Annotated in this window: 19 protein-coding genes and 6 pseudogenes; 9 read left to right on the top strand and 16 right to left on the bottom strand. The window is 68.0% G+C overall.

Annotation, left to right across the window (positions count from 1 at the left end; all coding sequences use genetic code 11):
* Positions 1-89: 89 nt before the first annotated feature.
* The 4 genes from pqqC to ACIBNA_RS39250 all read right to left on the bottom strand — a co-directional run bounded on the left by pqqC (position 90) and on the right by ACIBNA_RS39250 (position 2764).
* Positions 90-821: a pyrroloquinoline-quinone synthase PqqC gene (pqqC, locus tag ACIBNA_RS39265; protein ID WP_399170092.1), complete on the bottom strand. Its 732-nt coding sequence runs from the start codon at positions 819-821 to the stop codon at positions 90-92.
* 59 nt (positions 822-880) lie between these two features.
* A complete protein-coding gene (gene pqqB, locus ACIBNA_RS39260) occupies positions 881-1771 on the bottom strand; it encodes a pyrroloquinoline quinone biosynthesis protein PqqB (protein WP_399170049.1) in 891 nt (296 codons plus the stop codon).
* Between the two features lie 10 nt (positions 1772-1781).
* Positions 1782-1892 carry a pyrroloquinoline quinone precursor peptide PqqA gene (gene pqqA, locus ACIBNA_RS39255; protein ID WP_399170091.1) on the bottom strand — a complete coding sequence of 37 codons (111 nt, stop codon included), beginning with the start codon at positions 1890-1892 and terminating at the stop codon, positions 1782-1784.
* Between the two features lie 332 nt (positions 1893-2224).
* Positions 2225-2764 carry a hypothetical protein gene (locus tag ACIBNA_RS39250; RefSeq protein WP_399170048.1) on the bottom strand — a complete coding sequence of 180 codons (540 nt, stop codon included), beginning with the start codon at positions 2762-2764 and terminating at the stop codon, positions 2225-2227.
* An 81-nt stretch (positions 2765-2845) separates the two neighbouring features.
* Between ACIBNA_RS39250 and ACIBNA_RS39245 the strand changes: the two are divergent.
* A pseudogene (locus ACIBNA_RS39245) lies at positions 2846-3507 on the top strand (transposase); the annotation flags it as partial.
* 47 nt (positions 3508-3554) lie between these two features.
* Here the strand turns inward: ACIBNA_RS39245 and ACIBNA_RS39240 are convergent.
* Positions 3555-4307: pseudogene (locus tag ACIBNA_RS39240) on the bottom strand (IS5 family transposase).
* A 125-nt stretch (positions 4308-4432) separates the two neighbouring features.
* A complete protein-coding gene (locus ACIBNA_RS39235; RefSeq protein WP_399170047.1) occupies positions 4433-4984 on the bottom strand; it encodes a hypothetical protein in 552 nt (183 codons plus the stop codon).
* A gap of 212 nt (positions 4985-5196) precedes the next feature.
* Here ACIBNA_RS39235 and ACIBNA_RS39230 point away from each other — a divergent pair.
* Positions 5197-5440: pseudogene (locus ACIBNA_RS39230) on the top strand (isochorismatase family protein); the annotation flags it as partial.
* A 1080-nt stretch (positions 5441-6520) separates the two neighbouring features.
* On the opposite strand, the gene ACIBNA_RS39225 reads toward ACIBNA_RS39230, so the two are convergent.
* From ACIBNA_RS39225 to ACIBNA_RS39215, 3 genes and pseudogenes are all read right to left on the bottom strand, one after another.
* A complete protein-coding gene (locus ACIBNA_RS39225) occupies positions 6521-7525 on the bottom strand; it encodes a serine hydrolase (RefSeq protein ID WP_399170046.1) in 1005 nt (334 codons plus the stop codon).
* A gap of 122 nt (positions 7526-7647) precedes the next feature.
* Positions 7648-8466 (bottom strand): annotated as a pseudogene (locus ACIBNA_RS39220) (IS5 family transposase).
* Positions 8467-8511: 45 nt separating this feature from the next.
* Positions 8512-9096, bottom strand: a complete 585-nt coding sequence (locus tag ACIBNA_RS39215; protein WP_399170045.1) for a DinB family protein — start codon at positions 9094-9096, stop codon at positions 8512-8514.
* 5 nt (positions 9097-9101) lie between these two features.
* On the opposite strand from ACIBNA_RS39215, the gene ACIBNA_RS39210 reads away from it, so the two are divergent.
* The 3 genes and pseudogenes from ACIBNA_RS39210 to ACIBNA_RS39200 all read left to right on the top strand — a co-directional run.
* A complete protein-coding gene (locus ACIBNA_RS39210) occupies positions 9102-9230 on the top strand; it encodes a hypothetical protein (RefSeq protein WP_399170043.1) in 129 nt (42 codons plus the stop codon).
* Positions 9231-9439: 209 nt separating this feature from the next.
* Positions 9440-9835, top strand: a complete 396-nt coding sequence (locus ACIBNA_RS39205) for a DUF1203 domain-containing protein (protein ID WP_399170042.1) — start codon at positions 9440-9442, stop codon at positions 9833-9835.
* Positions 9836-9928: 93 nt separating this feature from the next.
* Positions 9929-10383: pseudogene (locus ACIBNA_RS39200) on the top strand (transposase); the annotation flags it as partial.
* A 127-nt stretch (positions 10384-10510) separates the two neighbouring features.
* Here the strand turns inward: ACIBNA_RS39200 and ACIBNA_RS39195 are convergent.
* On the bottom strand, positions 10511-10786 hold the full coding sequence (locus tag ACIBNA_RS39195) for a hypothetical protein (protein ID WP_399170041.1): 276 nt from the start codon (positions 10784-10786) through the stop codon (positions 10511-10513).
* Positions 10787-11146: 360 nt separating this feature from the next.
* Between ACIBNA_RS39195 and tpg the strand changes: the two genes are divergently transcribed.
* Positions 11147-11644: a telomere-protecting terminal protein Tpg gene (gene tpg / locus ACIBNA_RS39190; protein WP_399170040.1), complete on the top strand. Its 498-nt coding sequence runs from the start codon at positions 11147-11149 to the stop codon at positions 11642-11644.
* A gap of 27 nt (positions 11645-11671) precedes the next feature.
* The gene (locus tag ACIBNA_RS39185; RefSeq protein WP_399170039.1) at positions 11672-12157 is read left to right on the top strand and encodes a VOC family protein; all 486 of its coding nucleotides are present in this window, start codon (positions 11672-11674) and stop codon (positions 12155-12157) included.
* A gap of 555 nt (positions 12158-12712) precedes the next feature.
* Here the strand turns inward: ACIBNA_RS39185 and ACIBNA_RS39180 are convergent.
* The 4 genes from ACIBNA_RS39180 to ACIBNA_RS39165 form a co-directional block, all read right to left on the bottom strand.
* Positions 12713-13867: an MFS transporter gene (locus ACIBNA_RS39180; protein ID WP_399170089.1), complete on the bottom strand. Its 1155-nt coding sequence runs from the start codon at positions 13865-13867 to the stop codon at positions 12713-12715.
* A gap of 130 nt (positions 13868-13997) precedes the next feature.
* The gene (locus tag ACIBNA_RS39175; protein ID WP_399170038.1) at positions 13998-14462 is read right to left on the bottom strand and encodes an SDR family NAD(P)-dependent oxidoreductase; all 465 of its coding nucleotides are present in this window, start codon (positions 14460-14462) and stop codon (positions 13998-14000) included.
* A complete protein-coding gene (locus ACIBNA_RS39170; RefSeq protein WP_399170036.1) occupies positions 14344-15483 on the bottom strand; it encodes an acyl-CoA dehydrogenase family protein in 1140 nt (379 codons plus the stop codon). Before ACIBNA_RS39170 ends, ACIBNA_RS39175 begins: the two co-directional genes overlap by 119 nt.
* Positions 15484-15511: 28 nt before the next feature.
* The gene (locus ACIBNA_RS39165; protein ID WP_399170035.1) at positions 15512-19003 is read right to left on the bottom strand and encodes an indolepyruvate ferredoxin oxidoreductase family protein; all 3492 of its coding nucleotides are present in this window, start codon (positions 19001-19003) and stop codon (positions 15512-15514) included.
* Positions 19004-19174: 171 nt separating this feature from the next.
* Between ACIBNA_RS39165 and ACIBNA_RS39160 the strand changes: the two genes are divergently transcribed.
* Positions 19175-19615, top strand: coding sequence for an Lrp/AsnC family transcriptional regulator (locus ACIBNA_RS39160; RefSeq protein ID WP_399170033.1), 441 nt, complete (start codon positions 19175-19177; stop codon positions 19613-19615).
* A 103-nt stretch (positions 19616-19718) separates the two neighbouring features.
* Here ACIBNA_RS39160 and ACIBNA_RS39155 read toward each other — a convergent pair whose 3' ends face one another.
* A complete protein-coding gene (locus ACIBNA_RS39155; RefSeq protein WP_399170087.1) occupies positions 19719-19973 on the bottom strand; it encodes a hypothetical protein in 255 nt (84 codons plus the stop codon).
* Between the two features lie 62 nt (positions 19974-20035).
* A pseudogene (locus tag ACIBNA_RS39150) lies at positions 20036-20248 on the bottom strand (sigma-70 family RNA polymerase sigma factor); the annotation flags it as partial.
* Between ACIBNA_RS39150 and ACIBNA_RS39145 the strand changes: the two are divergent.
* Positions 20156-20350: hypothetical protein (locus ACIBNA_RS39145; protein ID WP_399170032.1), on the top strand; the 195-nt coding region annotated here is incomplete at its 3' end. The pseudogene ACIBNA_RS39150 and the gene ACIBNA_RS39145 overlap by 93 nt on opposite strands.

The raw sequence follows: 20350 nt of genomic DNA, 5'->3' as shown, positions 1-20350 counted from the left end.
GCCGGGAGGCAAAGGCTTCCCACCGCCGGGCGCGGCGTCCCCATCCTCGGGCGCGGCATCCCGGCCATCAGGCGCGGCCACCGAGTGCCTCAGCGGTTGCATGGCCGCTCCCCCGCCCCGTCGACGGCGTCGAGCAGCGACCACAGCACCTCGCACTTGAAGGTGAGCGCGGCGACGCACCGTTCCTGCTCCTCGCGGGTGCGGGCCCACCGTTCGACCATGTCGAGCGCCTCGGCGCTGTCCCGGCTGCCCTGCCCGACGCGGGTGCGGAAGTAGGCGAGCCCCTCGGCCTCGATCCACGGATAGTGGTCCTCGAAGGCGGCGATGCGCGCGCGCATCAGCCCCGGGGCGGACAGCTCCGTGAGGGAGGCGGCGACGGCCTCCAGCGGGGACCTGAGCCGGCAGAAGTTGACGTAACCGTCGACCGCCAGCCGCACCCCGGGCAGTACGTCCTCGGCCGACCACAGCAGTTTCCGGTCCAGTCCGGCCGCCTCGCCGAGCCGCAGCCAGCGCTCGATGCCGCCCTCGCCCTCCCGTACGCCGTCGTGGTCGACGATCCGGCGCAGCCACATACGGCGCAGCGCCGGGTCCTCGAACTTGGCGAGGATCAGTGCGTCCTTGACGGGGATGTGCCGCTGGTAGTGGAAGCGGTTGGTGATCCAGCGGCGCATCTCGGCCGGGGTCAGAGTGCCTTCGTGCATCCGTACGTTGAAGGGGTGGCGGTCGTGGTAACGGGTGGTGGCCACATCGCGCAGCCGGTCTTCGAACTCCTGTCGGCTCCAAGGGTCCGGCCGGTCCCGGCCCCGGACGGTGGTGTCCAGGGCAGCGGCATCCCGTACGGAGGTGGGCGTCGTGGGCGTTGTCGTAGCGGGTGTGGGCGTCACAGCTCGATGACCATTCCGTCGGCGGCGACCTCGAGTCCCCGGTCGGCCAGCTGTTTGTGCCGGTCGTCGTCCGGGGCGGTCAGGGGGTTGGTGTTGTTGAGGTGCGTGTAGAGGCAGCGGGCGCGCAGCCCGGTCAGCCGGCGCGCGGTGCCGGTGTGCCCGTCGACCGGCAGGTGCCCCATGCCGCTGGCGGTCCTGGACGAGATCCCGGTGCGCACCGGCTCGTCCTCGTCCCAGAAGGTGCCGTCGACGATGACGCAGTCGGCGGCCTCGGCGGCCTCTTGCAGGGCGTCCGGCCAGGCGGCGAGGGCGGGGGCGTAGAGGAGGGACTTCCCGGTGGCCGGTTCGCGGAGTACGAGGGCGACCACCCAGCGCGGATCGTCGTCGCCCGTTCCCGCCGCGTACCGGGGGCGTTTGGCGGCGATGGGCACGGCGGTGGCTTCCAGTTCCGGGCCGAGCGGCAGCGGGGCCGTGTCCAACTCCCGCCAGCGCAGCTCCGTGTACGGTCCGAGTACGGCGCCGAGGCGCGGGCCGGTGAGCAGCGCCTCGCGTACCGGGGTGGTGGCGACCAGCTCCAGGCCGTCCGCCTCGCGCAGCCTTGCCACTCCGAGGGTGTGGTCGAGTTCGGCGTCGGTGAGGACGACGCCGTCGACCGGGGTCTGCCGGGCACCGGGGCCGGGGTGCAGCGCGGGGGTGTTCTCGATCTGCTCCCCGATGTCGGGGGTGGCGTTGACGATGTACCAGCGGCCGGCGTCCGCTCGTACGGCGAGGGACGCGTGGCGGCGGCGGTGCTCCGGGCGGGCGCGTGCCCCGGCGCAGCCGGGACACGCGCAGTTCCACTGGGGCAGTCCGCCGCCCGCCGCGGTGCCGAGCACCTGCAGCAGCACGGCGCCGGGGTTACCGCGTGGCCAGCGCGTACGCCGTCACTTCGAGCGCGGTCTCGACGACCTCGTACTCGGGTGACTGCCAGCCCGTCTCGCCAGTGATGGTGCCGGTGACGGTGCCCACCGGCTCGCCACGCGAATTCAGCGTCCTCTGGATCTGCTGGATCTGCTGGGCCTTCTGGATCTCGGGAAGCTCGCGCATCTCCTGCATGTCTGTTCCTGCCTTCCTGTGTGGGGGTCAGGGACCGAACAGAGCATTACCGGCATATCGCAACTGGCTGAACACGGTGCTCATAGGAGTGCTGTGCGTTCAGCCTTCCGCTTCAGAATCGCGAGTTGACGGGGCACGGTCAATCGTCCGGACCGAATCAGGACGGCCTTTCCGTCGCGACGGCACCCGGCGGTCACCCGGTCATCGCGCCTGCTGCGCGTACCGCACGACGGTGATGCGGTCGATCAGCGGCGCGTAGTGGGAGCGGAGGAGTACGCCGGGGAAGGTGTCCGAGGGTGGTGCCGTCGAAGTTCGGCGGTTCCTCGGAGCGGAAGACCGGTGATCGCCGTGCCCTCGGTGGCCGGGGAGAGGCGGGTGAGCGTGGCCGAGCCCGCCGGCTTGGCGTCGCCCGCCTCGTACGTCCGCTCCTTCAGCTTGCCCTCGGCGGGCGTGACCGTGAGGCGGTCGACGAGGGTGGTGGACGAACCTCCGGTCGGCGTCACCTTGTCGACGCCGTCCGAGAGGGAGACCGCCGCGCTGCTCCTGCCCTTGGCCAGGCGCAGGACGTCGTGGCCGTTGACGCAGAGCCGGGCACCCGAGCCGCTGAGGGCGCCGACCTTGAGGGGGGCCTCGCGGTCGGCGGGTGAGTGGCCCCAGAACGTGGCCGTCTGGCCCTTCTTGAGCTGGGTCGCGCCCGAGCCGGTGGCGGGGGCTCCGGCCTGCTTCGGCAGCTTGTAGACGGGCTGTGCCCCGCCGCCCAGCCAAGCCAGCTCGCCCTCGTACACCAGGGTGCCGGCCGAAGCCTGGGGAAGGCAGAGGGCACCCGATGGTCGATCCGAAACTCGTCGACCACCTGCGACGCAGTGGAGGAGTCCACCGATGTGGACTTCGACACCAAGCTGGACCAGATCGAGTTCGCGATCCACGAGCGGCCCGACCGCACCTTCGCCTTCGCCTTCGCCTTCGACGAGTCCGGCCCGCTCGGCATCCGCCCTACCGCCGGCTCGTGCTGGGCCGAGGAAGGCAAGCCGGACCGGCTGTCGGCGCCCTATCACCGCACCCACGGCACCACCTACGTCCACGGCTGCTACTCGGTCGGTGACGACACTCAGTGGGGGTATCAACCGGCCCGCAAAGGCATCGCCCCGACTTGGGCCGCGCTGAAGAGCATCCGGGCGGCCCGCCCGGACGGCGCCCCGATCTACGTGATCCTGGACAACCCGTCCGCCCACAAGGACGTGCGCATCCTGCGCTGGGAGGCCAAGAACAAGGTCGAGCTGTACTTCACGTCGACGAACGCGTCTTGGGCGAACCCGATAGAGGCGCACTTCGGGCCGCTGCGGCAGTTCACTCTGGCCAACTCGAATCACCCCAACCACACCGTCCAAACGCGGGAGTTGCACTGCTACCTCCGCTGACACAACCAGAACGCCCGGCATTCCGACGTCCTGGCCCCCAGCGCCGCGAACGCACTCGCGTCCGCAGCGAGAAAGGCATCCGCTGGGGCGGACGACCACGCGCCGCCTGAGCGCACGACCCGGTGATCGTTTCCGGTCATGGCGCCAGGAGTTGTCTTCAATGCCTCGCCCACATCACGAGCGATGCGAGGGCGACGGCCGCCTGGTAGGACTCGGCGGTCTTGTCGTAACGGATGGCGATGCCGCGCCACTGCTTGAGCCGGTTGAAGCAGCGTTTCACCACGTTGCGCCGCTTGCAGAGCTGTTTGTCGAAGGCCGGCGGGCGCTTGCCGCGGTTGCCGCGTCGGAGGCGGCTGCGGATGGCTTTGGAGCTGTAGCCCTTGTCGCCCAGGACGTGGGCGGGCCGCACGCGGGGGCGGCGGACATCACGGTGGTGAACTGGGTGCAGTCGTTGGTGTTTTCCCGCCCGTGAGCGTGAAGGCGAGTGGACGGCCGTAGCCGTCGCAGGCCAGGTGGATTTTGCTGGACAGGCCGCCTCGGGAGCGTCCGAGGCCGGGGCTGCGGAGCCCCCTTTCCGGGCTCCGGCGGCGTGCTGGTGGGCACGGACGACGGTGGAGTCGACCGACACCAGCCAGTCGATGTCCCCGGCAGCGCCGGCCCGCGCCTGGGCGGCCCGGAGCATCCGTTCGAACGCGCCGTCCATGGCCCACCGGCGGAAACGGGTGTGGAGCGTGGCCTACGGGCCGTACCGCTCGGCCACGTCCCGCCAGGTCGTTCCGGTGCGGAACTTCCATACGGTCCCATTCAGCACTCTGCGGTCATCCAGCCGCTTCCGTCCTCGCGACGAGGCAGGCAGTAGCGGCCGGACGAACTCCCACTCGGCCTCAGACAGTTCATGGCGGCGTATCACCGGACCTTGATCCACCACTCAAGATCATTTGAAGACACGGCCCAGGGGCCGCCGCATCAAGGTTGGCGCCTGGAGCCGAGCTGTTGCCGCTTGCGGACCGGGAGCCCGGGCCGGAACGACCGGCGTCATGACAGCAGCATTCGCGTCCATATCACGGCCAGGAACAAGCAGGCGAGCGCGAACAGGCTCTGCACGACGGCGCTAACCGGCATTCTCAGGCGGGCGTGCACGACGGCACCGGTCACCGCCACGGCCGGAAGGCCCCAGACGGCGAGCCACGTCAGGACGGGGACGTCGCGGGAGTGCGCGGTTGCGGAAAGGTGCGGCGGCTGCGCGCTGCCCATGCCGACCATGACGAACAGCATCGCGGCTACTGCGACGATGACCGTGTCCGCGACCAGGAACAGCAGGGCGACCGTGATGTCGATCAGCCGGGAGGGACGTTTGCGGATTTGGGGAGGCGCCGGGATGTCCTGGTCGTCCGAGGGCGGTGAGGCCATGACCAGACTGCACCACGGAATGGAGTGTTCGGCACCGTGCGGGACCGTATCTGGGCCCGACTGTGACCAGCCGAGACCACCACCAACATGGAGCTGTGCCTCAGCTTGTTCTTCAAGGTCCGGCCGGTCTTGAGAGTCGGCCGCAATGAAGCTCGCCTCCAGGGGCTGGATCGGCACAGTGATCTTTGACGAACAACGAGGAAGGGCGCGGCCAGGCGCACCGCGCGTTCACCCTGGTGCTGAGGTTCGCCAGCGGCGGCCGGGGGAGAAGACCCGCCGCCTGGGCGAGCCCTCCGCACACAACGACGATCTGCGCGCCGTGGCCCTCACTGGCCGTGGCATTCCGCGCGGCATCGTCAGGGCCCATATCGTGCTGCGGGCGTACCAAGAGCGGCTTCGAAGGAGCCGACGAAGAAGGACCCCCCTCGCTGAGTGGCTGCGCGCCCGCGGGGTCGAGGAGGTCGACGTGGTGGGCATCGCCACGGACCACTGCGTGCGTGCCACCGCGCTGGACGCCGTGAAAGCCGGCTTCCGCGCACGGGTACGCCTGGACTACTCGGTGGGGGCGCCCCGGACACGACAGCCGCGGCTGTGGACGACTTCCATCAGGCAGGTATCGCCGTATCCGGCGAGGCACCCCTGCCGCACTGGCCCCCGGCACCGGGCCCGGCGCGGGACCAGAGTGAACTCGTGGTGCGCCCTGCCGCCGAGAATCAGCGACAGGGCGCACCTGGTCGCGTTGGGGCACCAAGCCGGAAGTGCTGGTCAGTACCCCCGAGGCAGTCCCCCTGGACCGGTCCGGCGCCGTTGGCCCAGGGGCACCATGGCGTAGAAGCCGGGCCGTCACCACCGACCACGAGGATCCTGCGACGGAACGCACGGAAACGGCGAGGCCCGGAAGGCACATGGTCCGGACCTCGCCGGCGCGCTGCTCAACCACCTCCAGGGGGCGTGTTGAGCCCTCCTCGGTGTGTGTTGGGGGGGGGCTGGAGCAAGGCACTTCACGAACGCGGACGCGGAGCCGACACGGCCCGGCCGTGCGGAACGCGATCGAGCCCTGTGAGCCTTTTGCCGTGTAGGCGACCGCCCTTCACGACCCCGCATGCTGGTCAGACCCGCCCGGTGATGCTTGCCGGGCGGGGCTGACTGCTGTGTAGGAATCGGGCGTCTGCCAGCGATGAGTGGGGGAGGGGCAGCCGCAGTCGTTGCGGTTGAATTTCAGGGAGCGGGGCTGGTCGTTGATTGGGTAGATGCACACGTAGCCGGACGGGCAGTCGATTGCTGCCTTCACCGCGCCGGGGGTGCTGGAAGCGAGGCTGGAACGGCCATCGGGGCGATGGCCGGGGCGGCGATCGCCGCGGCACACATCAGGTTTTTGATCAGGCACTACAGGTACTGGCTGCTGGGGCCGTGACGGTACGTTGCGCCGCGGGTGCACTCCTCCGGGGGGACCGCTGCGCCGGTTGGCGGGCCTGGCCCGCTGGGGTCCCGCGCTCCTTCGGTGCGGGACCCTAGCCGGCTGGGTCAGGGGCGGGATTGACGGTGACTTCGGTGCCGTTGCACTCGGCCACAGCGTCGGCCACCATGGCCACGGCGGAACTGCCGCATCATGACGGCATGTTGGCTGAGCGGACTGGCGCTGGCCAGCGGAGACAGTATCCCGGACGGAGCATGGGCACGCCAGGCAAGCGGAAGCGCCCCGCGCCGGACTGCTTACTGCGGCCAGGGGCGGACGTGTGCGCTGGCCGCGCCAACCGCGGCTCTCGCCGCCCGTTCGACCAGCGAGATCCCGCTCTTCATCGACGCGTTGCCGCTGCTGAGGACCGAAACCAAGTACCGGCGCCCATGGACCGTGACCTGACCGATGCTGTTGATGACCCACAGGCCTGTGGCGCTCCGCTGCACCCAGCCGTTCTTGAGGGCCCACCGGGAGCCCTGAGGGCCGGCCGCGGAGACCCCCCAGTCCTGGTCCTGCGTGACCTGGCCCATCAGGTCGCGGATGTAGGAACGGGATGCCTGACTCAGCCCTTCGGGCGAGCGGGCGGAGGCCACCGGCCCACGGGAGAAGACCGCGCGCAACAGCTTGACCTGGTCCCTCGCAGTGGTCTGGGTGAGCCCCCATCTGATGCCGGGGCCGCCCCATGTCGAGGAAAGCCCCAGCCGTTCGTTCGCCGCGTCGAGGCCTTCCGCCTCGCCGATCGCCCGCCACAGCACGTTCGCCGCCTCGTTGTCGCTTGTCCGGATCATCGCCTCGGCATTCCGACGCTCCGCTGCTGTCAGCTCGCGGTGCTCGTCCTGCGCCTGAAGCAGCAGGGTCGCCAGGATGTTCACCTTGATGATGCTCGCCGTGTCGAATGTCCCGTCGTGCCCGTAAGACGCGATCTCCTGGTTGCCGCTGTCCTGGTCGAACACCGCCACCGCCAGCCGCGTGTTGCCGTCCGGCAGGGCTGTCCTGAGCGCTCTCGCAAGAGTCGCGCCGCGGTCTTCGCGCGGCGGAGCCGCTGGCCCGGGGGCCGGCTCACCCGCCCGCGCCAAGGGCGCCTGCGCCTGGTAGGGCGTGCCGGTGGCGGAACAGGCGGCGAGCGCCGCCACGACTGCGGTGGCGGCGCATGCCCGCAGCGTGTGCGCGCGGAGGCCGCGCGCCGCGGGGGTCCGGTTCTGTCTGTCGGGCATGGCGGGGCAGGCCTCGGTTTTCCGGTGTAGAGAGACGGTGAGCAATCAGAAAATATGACAAACCGGATGCGGTGATGGTGATTGCCACCAGGACAGGCGTGTCGAATCCCGAGGCAGTCGCCACCTCATAGTGCAAGGACCCCTGAGCTTGACGTTTAGAGGGTGTCTCACGTGGCAAGTTTCGCGAGCTTCTTGTAGCAGGTCAGGGCGGCGGCCAGGCCGAGGAAGGCGAGGAAGTGCGAGCACTTTCGTTCGTATCGGACGGTGAGGCGGCGGTAGCAGAAGAGCCAGGCGATCGACCGTTCGATCTTCCAGCGGTGCCGACCGAGGCGTTCGCCGGACTCGATGCCGCGCCGCGCGATGCGCGCGACGAGCCCGCGCTCGCGCAGCCAGGCCAGGTGTTCGGCGGAGAAGTACGCCTTGTCCGCGCGGAGTTTGCCGGGTCGGCGCCGCCGTGGTCCCCGGCGGGACCGGACGGCGGGTATGCCGCGGATGAGCGGCTTGAGGGCGAGGCTGTCGTGCATGTTCGCGCCGGACACGGCGACGGCGAGCGGGATGCCCTGGGCATCGGACAGCACGTGCAGCTTGCTAGCACTTCTTGCCGCGATCGACCGGGTTCGGCCCGGTCAGCGATCCCCCCGTTTGGCGCGAACGGAGGCCGCATCGACGATCGCCGAGGTCCAGTCCATCCCGCCCCGGGCCCCGAGTTCGTCCAGCACCGCCCGGTGCAGCCGACGCCACAGGCCGGCCTCGGTCCATACCGTGAAGCGGCGATGCGCGGTGGCGGGCGACGTGCCGAACGTCGGCGGCATATGCCGCCAGGCACAGCCGCTGGTCAGCGCGTACACCACTGCCGTGAACACGGCCCGCTCGTCACACGGAGCGATCCCACCACCGTGCGGACGAGCAGCGAAGGACGGCAGCAACGGGGCGGCCAGCTCCCAGAGTTCATCAGGAACCAGACGCTTCGATAGATCAGCACCCACGACCGGCAGCATGCCGCACGAACATCACGTCACGTGAGACAACCTCTAAGCCTTGATTGGTGCGGCCGACCTGGCGGCCTGCTCGATCTTCGCGCAGTAGGCTGCACGGGCTTCCTCGTCGATCTGCTGCTCGTTTTCGGGGCGCACCCCGGTCCGGCCGTCGAGGCCCTCGCGCAGGATGTCGGCGTGCCCGGCATGCCGGTTGGACTCGCCGAGGACGTGGACCATGACGGCGAACAGGTTCGTGTTGGGATAAGGCTCCGGCCACCACGGCACGTGGCCGGGGGCGTCGAGGGGGAGCTCGTTGATCGTCGCGTCCGAGTGTTCCCACGTGCGCCGGTAGAACCCGATGATCTGATCGCGGGTCTCGTCCTCGGTCGCCCACTGATCGTTGCCGTTGTAGTCCTGCCACCGGGACAGCGGTTCCGGGGAAGGGCGGTCGAAGACCTCGCCGAAGTACCTGGCCTCGACGGTGGCCACGTGTTTGACCAGGCCGAGGAGGTTGGTCCCGGTCGCCGTCAAAGGCCGGCGGGCGTCGTATTCGGACAAGCCGTCGAGTTTCCAGAGCAGCGCCTCGCGGTCCCGCCGCAGTCTCTCGTGCAGGTTGTCCTTCGCGAATTCATCGATCACGCGGCGTGAGCCTGCCATGGGCTGCTCGTGGTCTCAAGATCCCGTATTTGGTGCGCAACGACTGGCAGAGCCGAGGCCTGGCCATGGCCGCCGCCCTGACCTGCTACAAGAAGCTCGCGACACTTGTCACGTGAGTTCGAGCTAGTGCCGCATCAGGCAATCTTTGCCCTCTGAGACAGGCTGGTGGGCGTCCGCTGCTGAACACGACGTCCGATATCTGCCAGCGTGAAACACACGGAGCCGGGAGTCTGTGTTCGTGACTGTGACATCGACTGCGGCATTCCGTATCCATGCACTTCCTGCTGATGCACTGGCCAGCGTGCGGGCGAGTGGAGTCGACGCCTTGGGCAATCGCGCCGAGCGCATCACCGCCGAGGGAGGCGAGCCCCTCCGATGCTGCCTGCGTGACGCCAGGTCCGGGGACAAGCTGCTCCTCTTCGGTTACCAGCCGCCGCTTCCGGCCAGCCCCTACTGTGAGGCCGGGCCCGTGCTCGCCCATGCCGCACCCTGCGCGGGCCCGGTCGGCATCGTCGGCTATCCGCCGGACTGGCGGGGACGGCCGCAGGTGCTGCGGGCGTACGACGATCGCGGCTGGATTCACGACGCGACGACGGTGCACGACGGCCAGGATCCGGAGAAGGTGATCGCTGAACTGCTCGCCGAGCCGGACGTGGTGCAGCTCCACAGCCGCAACATCGCGTGGGGCTGCTACATGTTCGCCATCACCCGCCCTGACTGAGGTCCGGGAAGGCACCCGGCAGCGCCTGCCGCCCCGTTGCGGTATCCCGATCCCGGTCCCACCATGGCCGGGTGATCGTTCCACCCTGGGGACATGGCCGAGCGAGTGCGGGTGCGTGAGATCGACGACGATGAGGGCAGGCGGCTGCTGCGGATCGTCCGCAGAGGCAGCGGGTCGGTGGTGACCTGGCGGAGGGCCCAGATGGTGCTGCTGTCCGCGCAGGGCATGCCCGTGGCGAAGATCGCCGAGGTGATCTTCACCAGCCCGGACCGTGTCCGGGACGTGATCCACAACTTCAACGCCGACAGCTTCAACTCGCTCTACCCGAAGTACAAGGGCGGTCGCCCGAAGACCTTCACGCTGCCCGAGCGGCGCGAGATCAAGAAGGTCGCCAAGTCCAGGCCGGCCGAGCACGGCCTGCCGTTTTCGACCTGGAGCCTGGCCAAGCTGGCCGACTTCCTGGTCGCCGAGGGGGGGTGGTCGACGACATCAGCCACGAGGGCCTGCGGGTCCTGCTTCGCGAGGAGGGCGTGTTGTTTCAACGGTTAATTGCGTTCGTCGATGGCGCCGGCTTCCGGCGCGCATGCCCTCATCGCCCTGCTCAGGCTGCATAGCAGGGCGATGTTGCGGAGGGGGTACCCAGGCGGTCGGTGAACCCCGCCTATACCTGCTCGGCTACGGCGACTGTGCAAGGGCGGCGAAGCCGGTGCGGATCGGGGACGCCTTCTCGGAGCCGGCGGCGATGATGGGGCGTCGTCCGGGGTAGTTCTCGACGATCTTTTGCATCTCGGATGTGGGGGAACGTCCAGTTCGCGAGCGCTTCCAGCGGCTCGCCCAGTTGTCCCGCATGACCAGCCGCGTTCGAGCCTCATCGAGGCTCCCGTACGGCGACATCAGCTCGTCCAGGACGCATGCGTCGGAACGGACCTGGGCGGCAGCCTTCGGATTCACCGCACCAGATCACCAGCTCGTACGGCGCCCTGCAGCAATTGATCACAACTGATCGCTTCGCAGAGTGACCAAGGAGCAACATCGGCGTTGTTTGCCAACAAGCGTGCTGGTTTGCCAACTGTGCTGCGTCGTCTCACACACGATCGGCCACCACAGAGGTCCGTCGGCGGCATCTGTCCACAGGGGACCTGGGGTTCCCTGGACGAATGATCGACAGCGACGACACGCAGCAGCCGGCCCCGCGCCGCAACAGGGTCCTGGACGCCCTCAAGCGGGCGGAACGCAGGGTGTTCACCCGGCCCGCGCCGAAATCCGCGAAGGCTCAGATGGAATTCCTCTACACGCGCCAAGAAGTCCACGATGGCCCCGGCAGAACAACTGGGCGTCTCGACCCGCACCGTGCAGCGCTACCGCGCCGGGCAGCTGACGAAGCCCCAGAAGCGCCTGCAAGCCGCGCTGGTGGAGGAGACCGAATCCCAGTGGCAACCGCAGGTCAGGGCGCAAGTGAAGGAACGAGCGGCGACCTCCACCGGCATGATGGTGGAGGTGACGGCGTACTTCGGATTCACGTGCACGGGCAGCTCGGACGACGGCCGCGTGCGCACCATCACCACGCCGATATCGCCCACCTACGCCGCTGAGATCCTCCGCCTACAGGAGGCCGGTGCGACGGAGGAAGACCTCCATCCGATCGTCGACCGCCGAAGCACGATAGCTGACACAAGAGCAGCCTTATTGTCACCAAGATCGTGGTATAGCACCGTTGCGGACTACTGCCGCGTACTGAAGGGGTCACGCCAGCGCTTGACCTCGACCAAGCTTGAGTTTCTAGGTTCGTTCCAGAGCCGCAGGAACTGACCAGCGGCGACTTCCAGGAGGTTCGCCATGGCCGAGAGCACAGCTCACATCGTGATCCCCGACCGTTACCGCTATGGCGTGATCCCGCACATCATGGTCGATGACGCCGCTGCGGCGATCGATTTCTACCAGCGGGCGTTCGGCGCCCGTGAGGACTTCAGGGTCGATGCTCCGGGCGGCGGGATTCTGCACGCAGAGATCACCATCGGACGGTCGGCGCTGATGCTGGGCGACGCCAGCGCGGACGAGTCAGAGGTCGGCTCCTTCGCCGCGCCGGCCTCGCTCGGTGGAGGAACGTCCGTCACGCTGCATGTTTTTGTGCCGGACGTCGACAGCTTGGCGGAGCGCGCAGAGGCTGCTGGCGCCGAGATCCTCCAGCCGCCGACAGATATGTTTCATGGTGACCGCACCGTCATCCTCAAGGATCCTTCGGGTCACATGTGGGTATTTCTGACCCACTTGGAAGACGTCTCAGAAGAGGAGCTTCGGCGTCGGCTGGCCGCTACCGGGTGATCTCTTGCAGTTGGGCGCGGTGACGGGAAGGGCCGAACCTGGTGACAGCAACTGCGCTTCCCGCGCTGTGGTGACATGGGTGCGCCGACCTATTGACAAAAGGTGAGCTTCGCCGATTCGAAGCCGCAGGTCAGCGTGCATCCTAGCGTGCTTTGGCTCAGGACCCGGCTATCGACCGCGATAGGAGCCCGATGCTCGTTGTCGACCACGACGCCGTCCGGATGGACATGAGATCGGCCAGCTCGCTGACGTCGTACTGATGGACGGCCAGAAAGGGGAGACACAGATGGCAGAGCCCCGTTGGGTTGCTGTGTTCGAGACCGCAGAGCGAGGGGAGCTCTCCAAGCCGGTGGCGGGGTGGGATGACAAGGGCAACGCTCTTACTCTGGATCGCAAGGCTGGCCGTCTCGTCAAGGCCAATATTGCACCAGCGCCCGGGGCACGCCTGCACCGGACAAGCGGATCCGGTCGAGGACCGCATTCCGTGTTCTCGTGCGGTGTACGGAAGCGGGCGCAGTTCATCCCTGCGCAGCACGGGACTTCCGTGGGCCAGGGTCATGTCGGGCTCCCTTGCACCGGTTCTGGATGTAGGCGTGGCTGTCGCCAACCGGGCTGTACGCGTGTCGCCACCGCGGCACCGAGCAATGGGACCGCCATGAAGGCCAGACAGGACAGGGCGCTCGGCAGTGACATCCAGTTGGTGAGGAAGCCCACGAGCAGCGGACTGACCAGGAAGGCGCCGTACGAGACCGCCGAGACCACCGAGACCGTGTAACCGCTCGCGTCCTGCTTCCCGGCATGGCTAAGAAGCGCTGGCATCAAAGGACCGAAGGCGAACCCCGAGACGGCGAACCCGGCGAGGGACAACGCGGCCGTGGGGGCCAGAGCGGCAAAGACGAAGCCCCCGCACCCGCCTACCGCGGCGAGCACGGTGAGATCGCGGGTGCGCAGCCGCGGCAACCGTTGCACCACCAGCCGCGAGACCGTCAGCGTCGACATGTACACGGCCGGAGCGGCGCTCGCCAGTACGACAGGAGCGGCCTTGTCCTCCTCCATCAGGAGCACCGACCAATGCTCGACGGCGTTTTCCACGACGAGCATGCACCCACCCAGCGCCCCGATCGCGGCGCCCCAGAGCCAGGCCGACCGCCAGTGCGGCACCGTCGGGCCCCCGAGGCCGGCACGGCGCTGCGCCTGGTCCTTGGCCGCCGGTTTCAAGAGAGGCAGTACGGAACAGAGAAGGGCGGCCGCGCACAGGAGGAGCACGGCGCGGATGCTCATGCCTGACTGCCGGGCCAGCCCCGTCAGAGGGGCCGCTGTGATCACGGCCACCGGAAAGGCGGCATGCACGGCTTGGAACAGCGGGCGGCCGCTGACGCGTTCGGCGCGTGCTGTCGCCGCATTGAGGCATACGTCCAGCGCTCCGCTGGTGGCACCCACCAGGAAGAGCGCGGTACCGAGTCCGCCGAGACCGCTGATCCCGCTCAGCGCCATGATGCCGAGGGTCAAGGCGGTGGCGCTGAGGAGCAACGCCCGGTGCTCACGGCCGACGGCGGTCCTGCCGGCCAGCCCCATCGCGGGCATCGCTCCCAGAGGGACTGCGGTGAGGACGAGGCCTAGTTCGCCAGGAGTGGCGTCGGCGCGCTCTAGCACAGCGGGAAGCAGCGCCGCCCAGGTGCCCCAGAAGGCCCCCCAGGCTCCGCTGACCACCACCAGGGCGAAACGGGGGCTCCTCGGCACGAACGTGGTCACTCGGTTCGCCCGAACGCTGTCGGCACTCCGTCGACCGTGGTGAGAGTGAACCGTTCGCCGTTGACAACGTGCGTCGAGTCATCAGGCCTCAGTAGCTGTTGTCGTTCCGATCTTGAGGGGCGTGCGTCGAACGGGAGTCTCGATCGGGTGATCGCAGCCGGCCGCGGGCATGGGAACAGACGGCCAAGCGGAGCGGCACGCCGCGAGTGTTGATGTGGTCGAGGGCATGCTGTACGGGTTCGGTGACCGTGACGTCGGCCGGGAGCAGGGCGATGTTCTTCGCCGGCTGAGCGGCATGGTCGATGGCCTGTTGAAGGTCCAGGCCGTAGACGACTGCGCCGCACCGCGCGAGATGGTTGGCAGTGGCGGCGCCGAGCCCGGAAGCGGCACCGGTGACCAGGGCTGCGATGCCTCTGCATGGATATCCCTCTTGATCAGCTGGCGAGTTGGCGGCTGATGACCAGACGCTGGATCTGATTGGTTCCTTCGAAAATCTGCATGATCTTCGCCTCACGCATGTACCGCTCGACGGGATAATCGCGAGTGTAGCCATAGCCTCCGAAGACCTGTACGGCATCAGTGGTGACCTTCATGGCGGCGTCAGTGGCGACGAGCTTGGCGACACTTGCCTGGCGGGTGTACGGACGTCCGGCGTCGCGTCGCCGAGCGGCATCGAGGTAGGTGGCGCGGGCCGAGTCGACGGCGGCAGCCATGTCGGCGAGCAGAAAGCCGAGCCCTTGGTGATCGATGATCTTGCGTCCGAATGAGGTGCGTTCCTGCGCGTAGGCGACAGCCGCGTCGAGAGCGGCTTGGGCGAGACCCGTTGCACACGCGGCGATGCCGAGTCGGCCAGAGTCCAGTGCAGCAAAGGCGATGTGCAGGCCCTGGCCCTCGCTACCGATGCGCCGGTCGGCGGGCAGTACGGCGTCGTCCCAGTAGGCGCTGGTGGTGGGCACACCATTGAGGCCCATTTTGTCTTCTGGTTTGCCGAAGGTGAGGCCCTCGCACCGGCCGGGGGCGAAGAAGCAGGAGATGCCGGTGGGGCCGTCTGCGGTGCGGGCGAACAGGGCGTAGAAGTCGGCCTTGCCGCCGTGGGTGATCCAGGCTTTTGCGCCGTTGATGCGGTAGCCGTCTGCGGTACGTTCGGCTCGGCAGGCAAGGGCAGCCGCGTCGGATCCCGCGTGCGGTTCCGAGAGACTGTAGCCGCCGACCAGGTCGCCGTTCAGTACCGCTTGGGCCCAGCGTCCGTGCTGTTCCGTGGTGCCGAAGTGCAGCAGGGGAAAGGCCGCAAGGGTGTGGACGCTGACGGCAACAGCGACGGCTGCCCATCGGGCTGCCAACTCCTCCAGAGCTTGGAGGTAGACCTCATACGGTTGGTCCCCGCCACCGACGCTGCCGGGGTAGGGAAGTCCGAGCAGGCCGGCCTCGCCCAGAAGAGCGAAGAGGCCGTCGGGGTACTGGTGATCGCGTTCGCGCTGATCGGCCAGGGGCGCGATTTCCTTGTCGGCGATGTGCCGTACGAGGTCGATGAGGTCGTGTGCCTCTTGGGTGGGCAGTAGGCGATCGACAGGCATGGCAGTGCTCCTGGTGCAGTGAGCGCGTTCAGGCGGACACAGTGGTCGGAGAGGAAAGAGCGGCCAGAGCGGCCCGGGCCTGGGAGCGGAACTCCGCGATACGGGCCAGCTTGATCTCTTCGTAGCCGCGGATTCCGTCAGACAGTTCGATGAGCGATTGGACGGCAGCAGCATTGTCCGGATCGAGACAGGCCAGCGCCTCGCGGACAAGGGCGGGGAACTCCCGGACCAGCGCGCGTTCCTCCCGGCGGACGGCGGCGTATCCGAAGACGTCCAAGCGGGTTCCGCGCAGGATTCGCAGACCGTAGAGAGCCTTGAACAGGACGGGCGCTGTCCGCCGCAGGCGGATTTTGCGCTTCACCCCGAGCGCGCGCAGCAACGGCGGGTGGAGCAGTATCGAGATGTCGGCGTCGGTGCCGAACTCGCCTGCGATCTTCGCGTTCTCCACCGCGTCCAGGTGCAGCCGTGCGACCTCGTACTCGTCCTTGTACGCCATGAGCTTGTGCAGGCTGCGGGCGTAAGCCAGGGCGATCTCGTCGCCGGCGGCGTCTCCTGCCTTTCGGCGGGCTGTAACGGCTATCTCCTCCACCTCGGTCGTGAAGGCGGCTGCGTAGGACTCGTTCTGGAAGGCGATGAGGTCGGCTGCGCGCAGCGTGAGCGCATCACGCAGGGTGCCGTTCACGTCCAGCGTGGCGACCAGCGCACGCGCTTTCGGGGTGATGTCGACGACGGGGCGCTCGGGGGTGGCAAGGGCCTGCTCGACTGCCTGCGGATCCAAAGCCGCCGCGCGCCCCCAGCGAAACGCGGCCAAGTTCTTCTCCACAGCGGCCCCGTTGAGGTGGATCGCCCTCTCGATGGCCCGTTCTGTCAATGGAATGCATCCGCGCTGGAAGGCCGCTCCCACCAGCACCATGTTGGCAGGCATGTGGTCGCCGAACAGCGCCTCGGACAATCCCTGGGCGTCCAGGAAGAAGTTGTCCGCGGGCCTCGTCACGGCCTCGATGCGCTCCAGGGAATCTTGTACGGAGCCGGGCACGACGACCTGGTTGGTGACCATGGCGGCAGTGGGCACGACGGCGGTGTTGATGACGGCCACTGTATGGGCGGCGCGGGCCACGTTCAGGTTCTCAGCGGCTGCGGCACCCAGGACGTCGAAACCGAGAAGAACATCGGCCGTGCCCCGAGAGGCGCGCACCGCGCCGTCCAGCGGCAGGGAGGAGATCCGCACATCGCTGACGACCGGGCCGCCCTTCTGGGCCAGCCCTGTCTGATCCAGACCGGCCGCGTAACGACCGTCGAGGTGCGCGGCCATCTGCAGAATCTGGGAAATCGTGACCACGCCGGTCCCGCCGATGCCGGGCATCCGCACAAGGACGGTGTCCTGATTGACACACACCTCAGGATCAGTCAATTCCACGGGCAGCCCGGGGGCGGACCGCTTGGGCCTGCTCTTGGTGCTCTTCGGCTCGACGAGCAGGAATGAGGGGCAGTCGCCCTTCAGGCAACTGAAGTCGGAGTTGCAGGACGGCTGGTGGATCTGAGTTTTTCGACCGAACTCCGTGTGAACCGGCTGGACCGACAGACAGGTGGACACATCACCGCAGTCGCCGCAGCCCTCACAGACACGCTGATTGATGACCACCTTTTCAGCCGGTACGGGCAACTGGCCGCGCTTGCGCAGGCGCCGCTCCTCTGCGGCACAGCGGTCGTCATGGATCAGGACAGTGACGCCATCGGTCGCGGCCAGTTCCTGCTCTACCTGCGGCAAGGCGTCGCGGTCACGCACCGAGGCGATCGGATCGAGGCGCACACGCCGATAACTGCTGGGCTCCGGCGTGGTGACGACGACCTTGCGGACGCCTTCGAGCGCGAGCCACCGTGTCAGGTCCGGAATCGTCAGACGCCCTTCAACCTGCTGCCCGCCGGTCATGGCGACCGCGTCGTTGTACAGCAGCTTGTACGTCATCGTGACGCCGGCGGCGACAGCGGCACGGATGGCGAGGGAACCGGAGTGGTGGAACGTGCCATCGCCGAGGTTCTGCACGAAATGCCGGTCGTCGGTGAAGGGCTGCAGTCCGAGCCACTGCGCTCCCTCACCGCCCATCTGTGTCAACCCGACCTGTTTGCCGCGCCCCGTGGCATCCAACGCGATCATGACGTGGCAGCCGATACCCACGCCGACCAGTGTGCTGTCGGCAGCACGGGTGGAGGTGCTGTGCGGGCAGCCGGAGCAGAAGAACGGCGTGCGGGGCCCCAGCGTCGGCAATGCGATCCGGGTGGGGGCGGCAGGTGCCAGGTCGGCGAGCCGGCTCACGGTCTGTTGCGGCAGCCGGTCGGATCCGATGCGCTGGACCAGCGCCTTGGTGACATCCTCGGCGCTCAACGTGCCGCGGGCGCTCAGCAGTGTCCGGCCGCTCTCGTTGCGTCGCCCGACAACCACCGGCGCTTCGCCGATGCGGTACAGAGCTTGCTTGAGGTGACCTTCGAGGAACGCCACCTTGTCCTCCACGACCAGGACCTGCTCCAAGTCGCCCGTCATGGCGACGAGGTCCTCCTCGTGCAGCGGATAGGGCATGCCCAGGCGGATCAGACGGATGCCGAGCTGCTCCATGGCCTCCGCATCGATCCCCATATCGGTCAGAGCACGCAGAAGGACCGCGTAGGAGGTACCCGAAGCCATGAGCCCCAGGGTGGCTCGTGAGGAACTGAAGGTGATGCGGTTCAGCCCCGCTTGACGGGCATAGGAACGGGCCGCGTCCAGCCGTCGGGTGAGCATGTCATGTTCGGCATCCAACGAGGCCGGGCCAACCAGGGTAGGAGGAGTACCGCGGGATACTGCGGTCACGGCGGGGACGTCCGGGATCGCCGTGGAGAGGTCGATGACCTGTGACGCGTCCGCGATATCCGCGACAATCTTCAGCCCGGTCCACAGACCGCTGGCCCGCGACAGGGCCACCGCGTGCAGCCCGAACTCGATGATCTCGGCGACGGAGGCGGGGGCCAGTAGCGGCATCGAAAGGCTCTGGCACATGGGCTCGCACGAACTGGGCACGGTGGAAGACTTTGCCCCCGGGTCGTCTCCGATCCACGCGACGGCGCCGCCCAGTGCAGCGGTGCCGGCCACAGTGGAGTGACGGATGGCGTCGGCCGCACGGTCCAGACCGGGATTCTTCCCGTACCAGAACCCGGTGACACCTTCGGAACGACGGCCGGGCACCTGGCCGAGCATCTGAGTGCCGGCCACCGCAGTAGCGGCGAGTTCCTCATTCAGGCCAGGGCGGAAGACCACGCCGGCGGATTCAAGGAAACGGTGAGCGCGGCCCATCTCCAGGTCCACGCCGCCCAGCGGAGAGCCCTGGTAACCGCTGACGAAGGCCCCGGTGTTGAGGCCCCGTTCCTCGTCCAGGCGGCGTTGCTCGAGGGTCAGGCGGACCAACGCCTGTATGCCGGACATCAGTACGCGACCGCTGCGAGCCGAGTACTTGTCATCGAGTGTGACAGCGGCTGCGTCGATGCTCACGCATAGCTCCTGGACGTCGTGGTGGGTGAGGCGCCCAGGAGAGCAACACGCACCAGCTCCAGGCAAGCAAGTTTGTGAGAGACGCCCTATAGACGCAAATATTTAAACTTAATGCCAGGTGTTGGGTGTATCTTTTTGCATCGACTGATGGTCTAGGGAAGGAGGAGGAAAGTGACGCAGGTCGATGACATCGACAGGCAGCTGCTGCGCATGTTGCACAAGGACGGGCGGCGTACGTTCTCCGAGATGGCGCCAGAGGTGGGTCTGTCCGTTGCTGCGGTCAAGCGACGGATAGACCGGCTCCGCGAGACCGGCGTGATCACCGGCTTCACGGTGCAGGTGGATCACACGAAGCTGGGATGGGGCATCGAAGCGTTCGTAGAGCTGTCGTGTGCAGGCAGCACCCCCGTCGGGGAGATTGTCCGGACCGCGTACAAAGCGCCCGAGGTGCAGGCCGTGTTCACCATCGCAGGCGATCCAGACGCCCTCGTGCAGGTCCGGGTGCGCGACATCGAGCACCTCCAACAAGTCATCGACGGGCTTCGGCGTACCGGCCACGTCACGGGCACTAAGACACTGATGGTGCTTGGGTCCTGGATGAGGATGTCTTGATCGGGGCGGCGATTGCGCCCAGAGCGTGCGGGCAGCTTGCGTGGCTGGTTCAGGCTGTTGAGCTGATGTCCGCTTGCCCGGAGACCGCCCGGTCCCGTGCCGATCAGCCCGAGTCGGCCGAGATCCCGCGGGAAGCGACCTTGTCCAGTGCGCCGGAGAAGATGACGTGGGGATCGGACGGGGCCTGGTTGAGGACCCACAGGCCGATGAGCGTGGCCAGGGTGAAGACGACGACGATCAGGACGGTGAGGCCGAGCCGTCGCCGACGCTCGCGGCGCAGCCACTCGCCGCGCGCCGTGCGATAGGCGTCGGGGGCGGCTCGCACCCCGTCGGCCAGCGTATCCAGGGTCTCGCGCAGTTCCTTCGCGGTCCGCTCCTGCTCCGCCGGGCCCTATTCCGTCCGGCCCGGACTCGTGTCGCTCATCGCCGGGCTTCCATCGCCTGGGTCAGGGCGGCGATGCCGCGCGCGGTGTGTGTCTTGACCGATCCGCAGGAGATACCCATCGCGGCGGCGATCTCACTCTCCTTCAGCCCGAGCCAGTGCCGCAGGACGAGTACCTCGCGCTGACCGGGCGTCAGCTGTTGGAGCGCGTCGATCAGCAGGCGCTGGTCGTCGTGGAGGAGAGCGGTGCTCTAGGGTCTGTCGTTTGGATCATGCCGCAGACGCGGGGTCTGGCACGCACCTCTGCGGCGTTGTCGTCGGTTGCCGACTCCCCCAAGCTCTCGACTTCGCTC

Source organism: Streptomyces sp. NPDC050164 (assembly GCF_044459945.1).
GTDB lineage: Bacteria > Actinomycetota > Actinomycetes > Streptomycetales > Streptomycetaceae > Streptomyces > Streptomyces coeruleorubidus_A.
This window is presented reverse-complemented; position numbering and strand designations above follow the sequence as displayed.

Coding starts and splice junctions, on each gene's coding strand:
- tpg (WP_399170040.1), top strand. CDS start 11,147: ATGGCCCCGGCAGAACAACTGGGCGTCTCGACCCGCACCGTGCAGCGC.
- ACIBNA_RS39185 (WP_399170039.1), top strand. CDS start 11,672: ATGGCCGAGAGCACAGCTCACATCGTGATCCCCGACCGTTACCGCTAT.
- ACIBNA_RS39175 (WP_399170038.1), bottom strand. CDS start 14,462: ATGGCTACACTCGCGATTATCCCGTCGAGCGGTACATGCGTGAGGCGA.
- ACIBNA_RS39170 (WP_399170036.1), bottom strand. CDS start 15,483: ATGCCTGTCGATCGCCTACTGCCCACCCAAGAGGCACACGACCTCATC.